Source organism: Alphaproteobacteria bacterium, assembly GCA_005883305.1.
In the GTDB taxonomy this organism is placed as follows: Bacteria; Pseudomonadota; Alphaproteobacteria; order Sphingomonadales; family Sphingomonadaceae; genus Allosphingosinicella.
The window spans coordinates 1183888-1197085 of record VBAC01000001.1 but is presented as its reverse complement, the minus strand read 5'-3'; the positions used below and the strand labels follow the sequence as shown (position 1 = coordinate 1197085).

Here is a 13198-nt window from a genome sequence, read left to right as displayed (position 1 = left end):
CTAGCTAGGGGGCGGGGGCGGGGGGCGTCAATGCGCCATGCGGTTGCGCTCCGAGTAGGAGATGTGTATAAATGGGGGCGGAGATACACATGCGGACAAATATCGTCATTAACGACGCGCTGATGGACGCGGCGATGAAAGCCAGCGGCGCGGCGACCAAGCGAGAAACGGTCGAGCTTGGCCTGCGCGCGCTGGTGCGGTTGCGGCGGCAGGCAAGCATCCGGGAGCATCGCGGCAAGCTGACCTCGTGGACCGGCGATCTGGAGGCGATGCGGACGGATGGCGCCGAGTGATCCCGCAGGCATGATCTTCGTCGATTCGAGCGTGTGGATCGACTATTTCCGCGGCGCCCCGACGCCGGAGGCCGACCGGCTCGACGCGCTCCTCGGCGAAGACGAGTTGGTCACCGGCGACGTGGTCCTGACCGAAGTTCTGCAAGGGTTCGACTCGGAGCGCGATTTCCGAACGGCGCTTCGCCTGTTCGACACGCTCACGATCGTCGAAGTGGGCGGGCGCGACGCCGCGGTCGAGGCCGCTCGCAATTACCGGCTGCTACGCGCCAAGGGCGTGATAGTGCGCAAGACGATCGATACTTTGATCGCGACCTGGTGCCTCCGCAACGGCGCCGCCTTGCTCTCCGCCGGCCGCGATTTCGCGCCCTTCGTCGCGCATGTGGGTCTGCAATCCGCGATGGCCTGAACGTCCCAAGGCGGGAAACACAGGTTAAGCCGATTGGCGGGGCTTCGCGGCGCGGTTAGACACGCGGGATGGGAGCACCGCTCTTCATTCTTTCCTTTCGCCATCGCGACGAATTGTCGCGCCTTGCCGAGGGCGCCGGGTGGCAGCCGATCGCGGCGCGGCGGGCGGACAATGCCGAGGCGCGGTTCGTCGCTTCGGGCGCCTCGGTGGCGGTGATCGATGCGCGCGGCGCTCTGGCCGAGGGGCAGGAAGCGGTGCGGGCGATCGCCGACGCGGCCGAGGCCAATGCCGCGGCCCTGCTGGTGCTGCTCTCCAGGGGCGATGCCGCGGCGCTCGAGACCTTCCACCGCCACGGCGCGACCCATTTCCTCGTCAGCCCGTTTCCCGATGTCCAGCTCGTCCAGGCCCTGCAGTTCGCCCGGCGCCATGCCGAGCGGGTCGGCGGCGACCTGCGCACGACCCGGCGGGCAGGCGAGGCGGCCGATTCCGCCTCGTGGCGCTGGCAGCCGGGATCGCGCACCGTCGAGCTTTCGCCGGCGCTCGCCCGGCAGGTCGGCTTCGGCGCCGGCGAAGGCGGCCGGATCAGCCTGATGGACCTGTTCCGAAAGCTCGACCCCGCCGGAAGGCGCGCGGCGCGCGACGCGGTCGACCGGCTGCTGGAAACCGGCGAGGCGACCGCCTTCGCCCATGACGAGGAGGGCGGTGAGCGGATCGCCCATCACCTGCGGCGAAGCGAGGGCGACGTGGTCGGTCGCGCCGAGGCGATCAGACGCGGGCCGCAGGGCCGCGACCCGCTCACAGGGCTCGCCGACGGCCGGACCGCGCGCGCCTGGATCGCCGAGCAATTGGCCGCCGAGAAAGCGGGGACAGTTACTAGTGAGAAAGCGGGGACAGTTACTAGTAACTGTCCCCTGGTCGCAGTGCTCCTCTCGGTCAGCCGCTACGACGCGATCAACGCCGCCTTCGGCCGCCAGACGGGCGACGCGGTGCTTCAGGCGGTGGGGCGGCGGATCGAGCGCCATGTCGGCGGCGCGGCGCGGCCGCGGCTGGTCGCGCGCATGGCGGGCGCCGAGTTCGCCGTGTTGCTCGCCGCGCCCGCCAGCCTCGCAGACGGCCAGTTCCTCGCCGGCGAGCTGATCGAGGCGATCGGCCGGCCGTTCGTCTCCGGCGATCATGTCATCAACCTCGGCAGCCGCGCCGGGATCGCCGCCGCGGCGCCGGGCGACGACGCGGCCGCCTTCCTTCGCCGGGCAAGCGCCGCGCTCGCCGAAGCGGGGGGCGAGGGCGCGCCGGTCCATGTGATCGAGGCAGGCGCCGAAAGCGCCACCGCGCGCGGCGACCGGCTCGAGGTCGACCTCAGGCGTGCGCTCGACCAGGACGAGATCGAGATCCGCTTCCAGCCGCAGGTCTCGGTAACGAGCGGCGCGATCAGCGGGGTCGAGGCGCTCGCGCGCTGGCGGCACCCGCAATATGGCGAATTGGGCGCTGCGACCCTGTTCGGAGTGGCCGAGGGCTCGGACTATCTCGCCCAGCTTTCGGACCATGTGCAGCGCAAGGCGATCGCCGCCGCGGCCGCCTGGCCCGAGGCGCTCGGCCACCTGAGGCTCGCGGTCAACATCACCGCCGCCGACATCGCCCGCCCGGGCTTCGCCGGCCAGTTCCTCGCCTCGGTGCGCGAGAGCGGCTTCGCGCCCGAGCGGCTGACGGTCGAGGTCACCGAGAGCGGGCTGATCGAGGATCTGGCGGCGGCGGCGGCTTTGCTGGCGGAGCTGAGGAGCGGGGGCCTTCGCGCGGCGATCGACGATTTCGGCACCGGCTATTCGAGCCTCGCTTATCTGAAGGCGCTTCCGCTCGACTATCTCAAGCTCGACAAGAGGCTCTCGCAGGACATCGCCGGATCGGCCCGCGACCGGGTGGTGGTGAGGAGCGTGATCGAGATGGCGCGCTCGCTCGGCCTCGACGTGATCGCCGAGGGGGTGGAGACCGAGGAGCAGCTGGCCCTGCTCGCCGAGGAGGGCTGCACGATGTACCAGGGGTTCCTGTGCGCTCCGCCTGTTGCAACCGACGAACTCATCAGCTTGATCGCAGGCTGATTCAAACAAAAAAGGGCTTTCAGCCCAATATCGTTGTCAGTCCCTTGGAGCGCTCACAGGCGGAAGCCGAAGCCGGTTAGCGCAGGCGGGCGGTTACGTCGGTGCCGGCCGAGGCGGCGAAGGTGGCCGCGGCGATTGCCATGGTGGGCGCGGTGGCGGGAGCGGCATCGCCCGGCGCCTCGTTGTAGATGAAGCCGGCCGCCCGGTTTGAGCGCAGCCCCAGCGAGCGCTGCGGCGCGTACCAGACGCGGACCTCGCTCCAGTCGCCGTTCGGAGAAACGTCCTCGGCCAGCGCCCGGCGCTCGATCCGGCCGGGGCCGGACCAGTTGGCGTGGTTGAGATAGACGTGACGCCCGTCGACGATCTCGGCGACGACGGCGACGTGCCCGATCGGCATGGCGCGCGAGGGCTGGAAGGCGAGCACCGCGCCGACGCGGGGCTCCGAGCCGCGGCGGTAGCGTCCCGCCGCCTGGTCCCACCAGGTACCGGCATTGCCGTGGATCTCGATTCCGGACTGGGCCCGCGCATAAGGCGCGCATTGCAGCGCCGCGGCGGCGGGAGCCGCGGCAGCGGTGGCCAGCCCCACGGCTAGCAGAATGCGAAGCGCCAAGCGCGTGATGGACGGCGAAAACGTCATGAATCCCCCCGGACCCCGGAATGAGGTCACCCTACAGGGATTCCCTGAAGCAAATAGCCACGGCCGGGTCGGCGTATCCCGGCGGGTGAACGGTTCGTCCCGGACGTTGGCTGAAGCGTGGAACGAAGTTAACGCGGTGGCCCGCCGGCCTACCCCAGAATCTTCGCCAGCCCCTTCGACAATTGCAGTGCACCGTTGAGGCGAGATTCGGCATCCGGCCAGCCGCGGGTGATCACCAGCTTCGAATCCGGGCGCAGCTTGGCCGTGCCCTTGAGGTGCTCGACATAGGTGAGCAGGCCCGGCAGGTCGGGGAAGCTGTCGTTGTGAAACGCGACCAGAGCGCCCTTGGGCCCCACATCGAGCTTGGCGACCATCGCCTGCTTCGCGTTCATCTTGATCTCGATGATCTTGAGCAGGTTCGCGGTCTCGGGCGGGAGCTTGCCGAAGCGGTCGATCATCTCGGCGGCGAAGGGCTCGATGTCGTCGCGGGTCTCGAGCTCGTTGAGGCGGCGGTAGAGGCCCATGCGAAGGTCGAGATCGGGGACGTAGGCCTCGGGGATGAGGATCGGGGCGTCGACCGTGATCTGCGGCGAGAAGGCTTCGACGCGCGGCGCGAGGCCGCCCGCCTTGGCTTCCAAAATCGCCTCCTCGAGCATCGACTGGTAGAGCTCGAAGCCGACCTCCCTGATGTGGCCCGATTGCTCGTCGCCGAGGAGGTTGCCGGCGCCGCGAATGTCGAGATCGTGGGTGGCGAGCTGGAAGCCGGCGCCGAGGCTGTCCAATGCGGCGAGCACCTGGAGGCGCTTGTCGGCGGTCTCGGTGAGCAGCCGGTTCGCGGGGGTGGTGAAATAAGCGTAGGCGCGGGTTTTGGCCCGGCCGACTCGGCCGCGCAGCTGATAGAGCTGGGCGAGGCCGAAGCGGTCGGCGCGGTGGATGATCATCGTGTTGGCGCTGGGGATGTCGAGGCCGGATTCGACGATCGTGGTCGACAGCAGCACCTCATATTTGCGGTCGTAGAAGGCGCTCATCCGTTCCTCGACCTCGGTCGGCGACATCTGGCCGTGGGCGACGACGTAGCGGACCTCGGGAACCTCGCCCCGGAGGAACTCCTCGATGTCGGGTAGGTCCTTGATCCGCGGAACGACAAAGAAGCTTTGCCCGCCGCGATAATGTTCGCGCAGCAGCGCCTCGCGGATGACGACCGGATCCCAGGGCATGACGTAGGTGCGCACTGCCAGGCGGTCGACAGGCGGCGTCTGGATCACGCTGAGCTCGCGAAGGCCAGACATCGCCATTTGCAGCGTGCGCGGGATCGGGGTGGCGGTGAGGGTGAGGACGTGGACGTCGGCGCGCAGCGCCTTGAGCCGCTCCTTGTGGGTGACTCCGAAGCGCTGCTCCTCGTCGACGACGACCAGGCCGAGATTGCGGAACTCGACCGATTTGGAAAGGATCGCGTGGGTGCCGACGACGATGTCGATCTTGCCCGCCTTGAGGCCTTCTCTGGTCACCTTGGCTTCCGCCACCGGGACGAGGCGCGACAGGCGTCCGATCTCGATCGGGAAGCCCTGGAAGCGCTCCTTGAAGGTCGTGAAATGCTGGCGGGCGAGGAGGGTGGTGGGTGCGATGAGCGCCACTTGCAGCCCCGACATCGCGGCGATGAAGGCGGCGCGCAGAGCCACCTCGGTCTTGCCGAAGCCGACGTCGCCGCAGACCAGGCGGTCCATCGGCCGGCCGGCGGAGAGATCATTCACCACGTCGGAGATCGCGCGGTCCTGGTCGTCGGTCTCCTCATAGGGGAAGCGGTCGGCGAAGGCGGCGTAACCGGTGTCGGGCTCCGCCACCGCGCCTGGGCGCAGAGCGCGCTCGGCGGCGATCTTGATGAGGTCGCCGGCGATCTCGCGGATTCGCTCCTTCATCCGCGACTTGCGCCGCTGCCAGGCCTCGCCGCCCAGCTTGTCGAGCGCCACGCCCTCGCTCTCGGAGCCGTAGCGCGAGAGGATGTCGATATTCTCGACCGGCACGTAGAGCTTGTCGCCGCCGGCATATTCGACCGCGACGCAATCGTGCGGCGCCTTCTGCACGGGGATCTGGGTCAGCCCCTCGTAGCGGCCGATGCCGTGATCGGCGTGGACGACGAGGTCGCCGGGCGAGAGCGTTGCCAGCTCGGCGAGGAAGGCGTCGGCGCCCTTCTTCTTGCGGCGGCGGCGCACCAGGCGGTCGCCGAGCATGTCCTGCTCGGTCAGCAGCGCGACGTCGCGGCCGGTGAAGCCGTGATCGAGCTGGATGACGGCGAGAGCGACAATGGCCGAGGCCCCCAGCGCTTCCTGCCAACTCTCCGCTTCCTCGACCTTGGTCAGCCCATGGTCCGCCAGCAGCCCCTTGAGCCGCTCGCGCGAGCCGGCGGTGTAGGAAGCGAGCACGACCTTCTTCTTCGCCCGCCTGAGCGCGGTGATGTGCTCGACGACCGCCTCGTAGACGTTGGTCCCCTGCGCCCGCTCCGGCGCGAAGTCGCGCGGGGCCTCGACCGCGAAGTCGATGACGGCGGCGCTCTCCGGTTCGCGGAAAGGAGTGACGAGGTGCATCGGCCGGGCGGCGACCAAGGCGTCCCATTCCTCGCGCGGCAGATAAAGGGCGTCGGGCGCGAGCGGGCGGTAGGAGCCGGCGTCGCTGCTCTGCGCGCGCTTGCGGTTTTCGTAATAATCGGCGACCGCCTCGAACCGCGCCTCGATCGCGCCCGCGTCGCCCGGATCGCGGACGATCACGTCGTCGTCGGCGAGATGGTCGAACAGGGTCGAAAGACGCTCCTCGAACAAGGGCAGCCAGTGATCGACGCCGGCGATCCGCCGCCCGTCCGACACCGCCTGGTAGAGCGGATCGCCGGTCGCGTTGGCGCCGAACAATTCGCGGTAGCGCGAGCGGAAGCGCTTCACGCTCTCCTCGTCGAGCAGGGTTTCGGAGGCGGGCAGGAGGGTGAAGCCCTCGATCCGGTCGATGCTTCGCTGGGTGGCAGGATCGAAGCGGCGGACGCTCTCGATCTCGTCGCCGAAGAAATCGAGGCGCAGCGCCTGCTCCTCCCCCGCCGGGAAAAGGTCGACGAGGCCGCCCCGCACCGCGAACTCGCCGGGGTCGCGGACGGTCTCGGTGCGCCCGTAGCCGTTGGCCTGCAACAATGTGCTCAGCCGGTCGCGGTCGATCCGCTCGCCCGGCGCGAGGCGGGCGACGAGCTGGCGCACGCGGAACGGAGTCAGCGTCCGCTGCGTCGCGGCGTTGACGGTGGTGACGAGGAGCTGGGGCTTCGTCGCGGGCCGCTGCAGCGCGTGGAGCGTCGCCAGCCGTTCGGATGTGCTGCGCAGGGAGGGCGAGGACCGGTCGTAGGGCAGGCAATCCCAGGCTGGGAAACTCAGCACTTCGAGCTCGGGCGCGAAATAACCGGCAGCGTCGGCCAGCGCCCGCATCGCCGCCTCGTCGGGAGCGACGAACACGGCACGGCCTTTCGCGGCGCGTGCGAGGTCCGCGGCCAGCCACGGCATGAATCCGCCGGGCACGCCGGCTAGGGTGATCGGCTTCGCGGCCGTCAGGATCTTCTGGAGGTCGTCGCTCATGGGTGCTGGATATAATCGAGGGCTTGAAGGCGGTTCATCATCGTGCCCCGCCAGCGCTCCGGCGCATCGGCGGTTCCCATCGCCCAGCCGAGAATGTCGACGTCCTGCTCCTCGAGCAAAGCCTCGAACCAGGCCATGTCATCGTCGCTCCACGCCTCGTGCCAGCGGTCGAAATAGCCGCCGACCAGCATGTCCGCCTCCCGCACGCCGCGGTGCCAGGCGCGGAATCTGAGGCGTTTGAGGCGGTCTCTGCGGTCCATAAGCTCCACGCGGAAAAGGCCGCGCTGGAAATCCAGGCGGCTTCGATGGGCCGCTGTAGGGCTCTCCCTTTCGCCATGCCAGCGAAAGCTGGGCTCTTATTTCTTCTTCGCGTTCTTCGCGCCTTCGCGTGAAAGAAAAAGGAAGTTGGTTTCACGCGAAGGCGCGAAGGACGCGAAGGAAGAAGGGAAGGAAATGCGATTCCAGCTTTCGCTGGAACGACGATCTGGGGCAGACCAATGAGCGATCATGCGCCCAGACATTCTCAACCCATTGTTCGCCGAGGTGGAGGTGCTGAAGGGCATCGGGCCGGCGCTTGGCCGTCCGTTGCACCGGCTGAAGCTCGACCGGGTGGTCGATATCCTGTTCCACCTGCCGACCGGCTGGATCGACCGCAAGAAGGTGGAGCGGCTGGACGAGGCGGACGTCGGGCGGACGATCACGGTGGAGCTGACCGCGCGCGACTATCGCCAGAGCGGCGGGCGCGGGCCGTTCCGAATCTTCGCTCAGGATGCCGGCGGCGATTATGTGACTTTGACCTATTTCAACAATCCCGGCTGGGGGAAGAAGCAACTGCCGATCGGCGAGCCGCGAATCGTCTCCGGACGGCTGGATCGCTACGGCCAGGAATTGCAGATGGTCCATCCGGACCATGTGATGGCGCCCGAGGACGCGGCGGCGATCCCGGAGCGCGAGCCGGTCTATCCGCTGTCCGAAGGCCTGACCAACCATCGCCTGTCGGACCTCGCCGGGCAGGCCCTGGCCCGCCGGCCGGAGCTGGCCGAATGGATCGAGCCGAGCCTCAAGGCGCAGCAGGACTGGCCCGGCTGGGCCGAGGCGCTGGAGACCGCGCACCGCGATCCGGCCGCGGCCAAGGCGCGCGAGCGGCTCGCTTATGACGAGGTGTTCGCCAACCAGCTCGCGCTCAACCTCGTCCGCGCCTCGTCGCGCAGGCGCAAGGGCGTGCCCCTGAAGGGCGACGGCCGGCTGCGCGACCGCTTGAAGCTCCCCTATGCACCGACCTCGGCCCAGCGCGGCGCGGTGGCGGAAATCGAGGGGGACCTCCAGCAGGAGGTGCCGATGCTCCGCCTGCTCCAGGGCGACGTCGGCTCGGGCAAGACCCTGGTCGCCTTGATGGCGATGCTGGCCGCGGTCGAGGCCGGCGCCCAGGCGGCCTTGCTCGCGCCGACCGAGATCCTCGCCCGCCAGCATTACGACACGCTTTCGCGGCAGCTTTCAGGGCTCGGCGTCAATGTCGCCATCCTCACCGGGCGGGAGAAGGGGAGGGCGCGGGAATCCTGCCTGATGGGCCTCGCCGACGGCTCGATCGACATTCTCGTCGGCACCCACGCCATCTTCCAGCAGGCGGTCGCCTACAAGAGGCTCGGCCTTGCCGTGGTCGACGAGCAGCACCGCTTCGGCGTCGCCCAGCGGATGATGCTGGCGGCGAAAGCGGAGCGGCCGCCCCATCTCCTGGTGATGACCGCGACTCCGATCCCGCGAACGCTGACGCTGACCCATTATGGCGAGATGGACGTCAGCCGGCTCGACGAGATGCCGCCGGGCCGCCAGCCGATCGAAACCCGGGTCGTCAGCGAGGAGCGCCTGCCGGACGTGATCGACGGCCTCGGCCGTCATCTTTCGGCGGGAAGGCAGGCTTATTGGGTCTGCCCCTTGGTCGAGGAGAGCGAGACGAGCGACCTCGCCGCGGCCGAGGAGCGCGCGAGCGTGCTTCGCCTGCGCTTCGGATCGAAGGTCGGGGTCGTCCACGGCCGAATGAAGGGCCCGGACAAGGACGCGGTGATGGAGGCGTTCGCACGCGGCGAAATCGGCGTGCTGGTGGCGACGACGGTGATCGAGGTCGGGGTCGACGTTCCCAACGCGACCTTGATGATCGTCGAGCATGCCGACCGCTTCGGCCTCGCCCAGCTGCATCAGCTCAGGGGCAGGGTGGGGCGCGGCGACCAGCACAGCATCTGCCTGCTGCTGCGCGGCAACACGCTGAGCGAGACGGCGCGCGCGCGCCTCAGCCTAATGCGCGAGACCAATGACGGCTTCCGGATCGCCGAGGAGGACCTGCGCCTGCGCGGCGCCGGCGAGATTCTGGGGACTCGGCAAAGCGGCGAAGCCCAGTTCCGCCTCGCCGGCCCCGAGCAGATCGCAGAGCTGGCCCCGATGGCGATGGACGACGCGCGCCTGCTGGTCGACCGCGATGGGGGGCTGGAGGGTGAGCGCGGCCGGGCGGCGCGGATCCTGCTTTATCTGATGGAGCGCGACGCGGCGGTGGGATTGCTAAGAGGCGGCTAAATTCCTCCCCGGAACGGGGAGGGGGACCATGCGAAGCATGGTGGTGGGGCCGACGGCATCTGGATGGCCACGAAAGGCTGGCTCTGCATAATTATGCAGCCTTATGCAGTCGGCGCGTCGCCGAAATCACGTCAGGAGGCGCGAAAACATCGTTTTGCGCCGCCCGGAACGCTATCCGGCGGCGAGGCTCCCGGCGATTTTCAGCGGTGCTCCCCGTGATTTTTCTGCGGCGCTCCCCGTGATTTTTCTGCGGTGCCCCGCAAATTCCGCAGGGAGGTGCGCGTGACTGTTGAAATCCTCCCCGGAACGGGGAGGGGGACCGCGGCGCGAAGCGTCGTGGTGGTGGGGCCGATCCGAGGCCGTCGACCCCTCCACCATGCTTCGCATGGTCCCCCTCCCCGTTCCGGGGAGGAATTAGGGAACCAGCAGCCCGTGCTTCTTTTTGCCGGCTGAAACCCGGACTTCGCCGGAAACGGCGATGCTCTGGTCCTCACTCACCGCCTCGCCATCCACCCGCGCTCCGCCCTGGGCGATCAGCCGCCGCGCCTCGTTCTTGGAGGCGACGAGGCCAAGGCCGATCAGCGCGTCGATAAGGCCGATCTCGCCGGTCACCTTGAGCGTGGGAAGCGCTTCCCCCGCGGCGCCTTCCTCGAAGGTCTTGCGCGCCGTCTCCGCCGCGCCCGCCGCCGCCTCCTCGCCGTGCAGGAGCGCCGTCGCCGCATCGGCCAGAACCTTCTTGGCCTCATTGATCTCCTGCCCTTGCAACGCCTCAAGGCGCGCGATCTCGTCGAGCGGCAGATCGGTGAACAGCCGCAGGAACTTGCCGACGTCGGCATCCTGCGTGTTCCGCCAGAATTGCCAGTAATCGTAAGGGCCAAGCTGCTCCGCGTTGAGCCAGACGGCACCCGCTGCGGTCTTGCCCATCTTGCCGCCGTCGGCGGTGGTGATCAGCGGGGTGGTGAGGCCGTAGAGCTGGGTGCCGTCTACGCGCCGCGCCAGCTCCATGCCGTTGACGATGTTGCCCCACTGGTCCGATCCGCCCATCTGCAGCCGGCACGCCACCCGGCGCGACAGTTCGAGGAAGTCGTAGGCCTGGAGGATCATGTAGTTGAACTCGAGGAAGGTCAGCGGCTGCTCGCGCTCGAGCCTGAGGCGCACGCTGTCGAAGGTCAGCATCCGGTTGATCGTGAAATGCGGGCCGATGTCGCGCAGCAGCGGAATGTAATCGAGATGGTCCAGCCAGTCGGCATTGTTGACCATGATCGCGTCGGTCGGGGTCCCCTCCTCACCCTGGGGCGCGAAGGTGAGGAAATGCTGGAAAGTGCGGAAGATGGACTGGATGTTGGCCTCGATCGTCTCGCTCGTGAGCAATTTGCGGCTCTCGTCCTTGCCCGATGGATCGCCGATCTTGGTCGTTCCCCCGCCCATCACCACGATCGGCTTGTGCCCGGCCCGCTGCAGGCGGCGGAGCATCATGATCTGGACGAGGCTGCCGACGTGGAGCGAGGGCGCGGTGGCGTCGAAGCCGACATAGCCCGGCACGATCTCCTTGGCCGCGAGCGCATCCAAGCCCGCGGCGTCGGTCACCTGGTGGATGTAGCCGCGCTCGGAGAGGGAGCGGAGGAGATCGGATTTGTAGTCGGTCATGACGGCGTGTGCTTACCGAGACACGTGCGCCACGTCATCCCCGCGCAAGCGGGGATCCAGCTTCTTTCTTGCTGGCGCGGGGCAGAGAAGCTGGATTCCCGCTTGCGCGGGAATGACGTAGGGGGAGGCGATGCACGTCGATCTGATTTGTCATCCGGATACGCCTGCCCGGTCGGTCGAGCGAATCCGCGCCACCTTCGCGCCAAGTGGCTATCGCCCGACGATGCTCGAATATCGGGTGTTCGCAAGCGGTGGGCTGGCCGTGCCGACCCCTGGCCGCGTCGAGCGAAGCGGCGAGCTTTGGAAGACGACATGCTTCGAGCTCTTCACGCGGGAAGTGCCGGACGATTCCTATTTCGAATTCAACTTCTCGCCGTCCCGCGCCTGGGCCGCCTACAGGTTCGATTCCTATCGCAAAGGCATGCGCGACTTGCCGCTCGCTCCGCCGAAGATCGACTTCTGGAGCGACGTGACCGGCTGCTCGCTGCGCGTCGCGCTCGATTTGATCGCGCCGTGGACTGGTCCCAGTCGTTCCGGCCTGTCGGCGGTGATTGAGGAAGTCGACGGGACAAAGTCTTACTGGGCGCTCGCCAACCCCAATCCTGAGAAGCCCGATTTTCATCATCCGGATTGCTTTGCGATCGAACTCCCGCCACTCGTCTGACCATGAAATTCGGTATCGACCGCCTGCTCGCCGACCCCGCCTTGCGCAAGCCGCTGGAGGGGAGGCGAGTCGCCTTGCTCGCCCATCCGGCCTCGGTGACCGAGGATCTGACCCACTCGATCGACGCGCTCGCCGCCGTAGGACTCGATCTCACCGCCGCCTTCGGCCCGCAGCACGGCCTCAGGGGCGACAAGCAGGACAATATGGTCGAATCGCCGGATTTCACCGATCCGGAGCACGGAATCCCGGTGTTCAGCCTCTACGGCGAGGTGCGGCGGCCGAGCGGGCAATCGATGGGGACGTTCGACGTGATCCTGGTCGATCTCCAGGACCTCGGCTGCCGGATCTACACCTTCATCACCACCTTGCTCTACGTGATCGAGGCGGCGGCGAAGCACGGCAAGTCGGTCTGGGTGCTCGACCGGCCCAATCCCGCGGGCCGCCCGATCGAGGGGCTGACCCTGCGGCCGGGCTGGGAAAGCTTCGTCGGCGCGGGGCCCTTGCCGATGCGCCACGGCCTGACCCTCGGCGAGCTCGGGGCGTGGTTCGTCGACAAGCTCGGGCTCGACGTCGATTACCGGGTGATCGAGATGGAGGGCTACGCGCCCGAGGAAGGTCCCGGCTTCGGCTGGCCGCTGGCCGAGCGGGTGTGGATCAACCCCAGCCCCAACGCGCCCAACCTCAACATGGCGCGCGCTTATGCGGGGACGGTGATGCTCGAAGGGACGACGCTCTCGGAAGGGCGGGGGACGACCCGGCCGCTCGAACTGTTCGGCGCGCCCGACATCGACGCCCGCCGGGTCATCGCCGAGATGCGCGCGCTCGCGCCGGAATGGCTCGAGGGATGCATCCTTCGCGACATCTCGTTCGAGCCGACCTTCCACAAGCATGTCGGCCACTTATGCAGCGGCGTGCATATTCATGCGGAAGGGCGCTTCTACGACCATGAGGCGTTCAAGCCGTGGCGGCTCCAGGCGCTGGCCTTCAAGGCGATCCGGCGGATCTATCCCGGCTACGCCTTGTGGCGCGACTTCGCCTACGAATATGAGCACGGCAAGCTGGCGATCGACGTGATCAACGGCTCTCCGCTGCTGCGCGAATGGGTCGACGACGCCGGCGCGGAGCCGGGCGACCTGGATGCGCTGACGGTGCCGGACGAGGCGGCCTGGGCGGAAGAGCGCCGCCGCTATCTGCGCTACTAGAGCCTGATTGCCATTAACTGCCTTGCCGCTCATCCTGAGGAGCCGTTGAGCTTGTCGAAACGGCGTCTCGAAGGACGGTCCTTCGAGAC

The 13198-nt window shown here is 68.1% G+C and carries 10 protein-coding genes; 6 read left to right on the top strand and 4 right to left on the bottom strand.

The genetic code is table 11. The features are described from left to right. Positions 1-89 precede the first annotated feature (89 nt). The 3 genes from E6G92_05915 to E6G92_05905 all read left to right on the top strand — a co-directional run bounded on the left by E6G92_05915 (position 90) and on the right by E6G92_05905 (position 2792). The gene (locus E6G92_05915) at positions 90-293 is read left to right on the top strand and encodes a type II toxin-antitoxin system VapB family antitoxin (GenBank protein TMJ20729.1); all 204 of its coding nucleotides are present in this window, start codon (positions 90-92) and stop codon (positions 291-293) included. A gap of 10 nt (positions 294-303) precedes the next feature. Further along, positions 304-699, top strand: a complete 396-nt coding sequence (locus E6G92_05910; GenBank protein TMJ19327.1) for a PIN domain nuclease — start codon at positions 304-306, stop codon at positions 697-699. Between the two features lie 68 nt (positions 700-767). Beyond that, entirely contained in the window at positions 768-2792 is a 2025-nt protein-coding gene (locus E6G92_05905; GenBank protein TMJ19326.1) for an EAL domain-containing protein, read from the top strand. A 76-nt stretch (positions 2793-2868) separates the two neighbouring features. On the opposite strand, the gene E6G92_05900 is transcribed toward E6G92_05905, so the two are convergent. The 3 genes from E6G92_05900 to E6G92_05890 form a co-directional block, all read right to left on the bottom strand. Continuing rightward, positions 2869-3429 (bottom strand): CHAP domain-containing protein, encoded by a 561-nt coding sequence (locus E6G92_05900; GenBank protein ID TMJ19325.1) that lies wholly within the window; start codon positions 3427-3429, stop codon positions 2869-2871. 149 nt (positions 3430-3578) lie between these two features. Further along, positions 3579-7031 carry a transcription-repair coupling factor gene (gene mfd / locus E6G92_05895; protein ID TMJ19324.1) on the bottom strand — a complete coding sequence of 1151 codons (3453 nt, stop codon included), beginning with the start codon at positions 7029-7031 and terminating at the stop codon, positions 3579-3581. After that, positions 7028-7291: a succinate dehydrogenase assembly factor 2 gene (locus tag E6G92_05890; protein ID TMJ19323.1), complete on the bottom strand. Its 264-nt coding sequence runs from the start codon at positions 7289-7291 to the stop codon at positions 7028-7030. Before E6G92_05890 ends, mfd begins: the two co-directional genes overlap by 4 nt. A 247-nt stretch (positions 7292-7538) precedes the next feature. Here E6G92_05890 and recG point away from each other — a divergent pair, with 247 nt between their 5' ends. Beyond that, entirely contained in the window at positions 7539-9596 is a 2058-nt protein-coding gene (recG, locus tag E6G92_05885) for an ATP-dependent DNA helicase RecG (GenBank protein ID TMJ19322.1), read from the top strand. A gap of 414 nt (positions 9597-10010) precedes the next feature. Here recG and E6G92_05880 read toward each other — a convergent pair whose 3' ends face one another. Beyond that, entirely contained in the window at positions 10011-11243 is a 1233-nt protein-coding gene (locus E6G92_05880; protein ID TMJ19321.1) for a tyrosine--tRNA ligase, read from the bottom strand. Between the two features lie 130 nt (positions 11244-11373). Between E6G92_05880 and E6G92_05875 the strand changes: the two genes are divergently transcribed. Both E6G92_05875 and E6G92_05870 read left to right on the top strand, forming a co-directional pair. After that, positions 11374-11907 carry a DOMON-like domain-containing protein gene (locus E6G92_05875; GenBank protein ID TMJ19320.1) on the top strand — a complete coding sequence of 178 codons (534 nt, stop codon included), beginning with the start codon at positions 11374-11376 and terminating at the stop codon, positions 11905-11907. Positions 11908-11909: 2 nt separating this feature from the next. Next, the gene (locus E6G92_05870; GenBank protein TMJ19319.1) at positions 11910-13109 is read left to right on the top strand and encodes a DUF1343 domain-containing protein; all 1200 of its coding nucleotides are present in this window, start codon (positions 11910-11912) and stop codon (positions 13107-13109) included. The last annotated feature ends 89 nt before the right edge of the window (positions 13110-13198 follow it).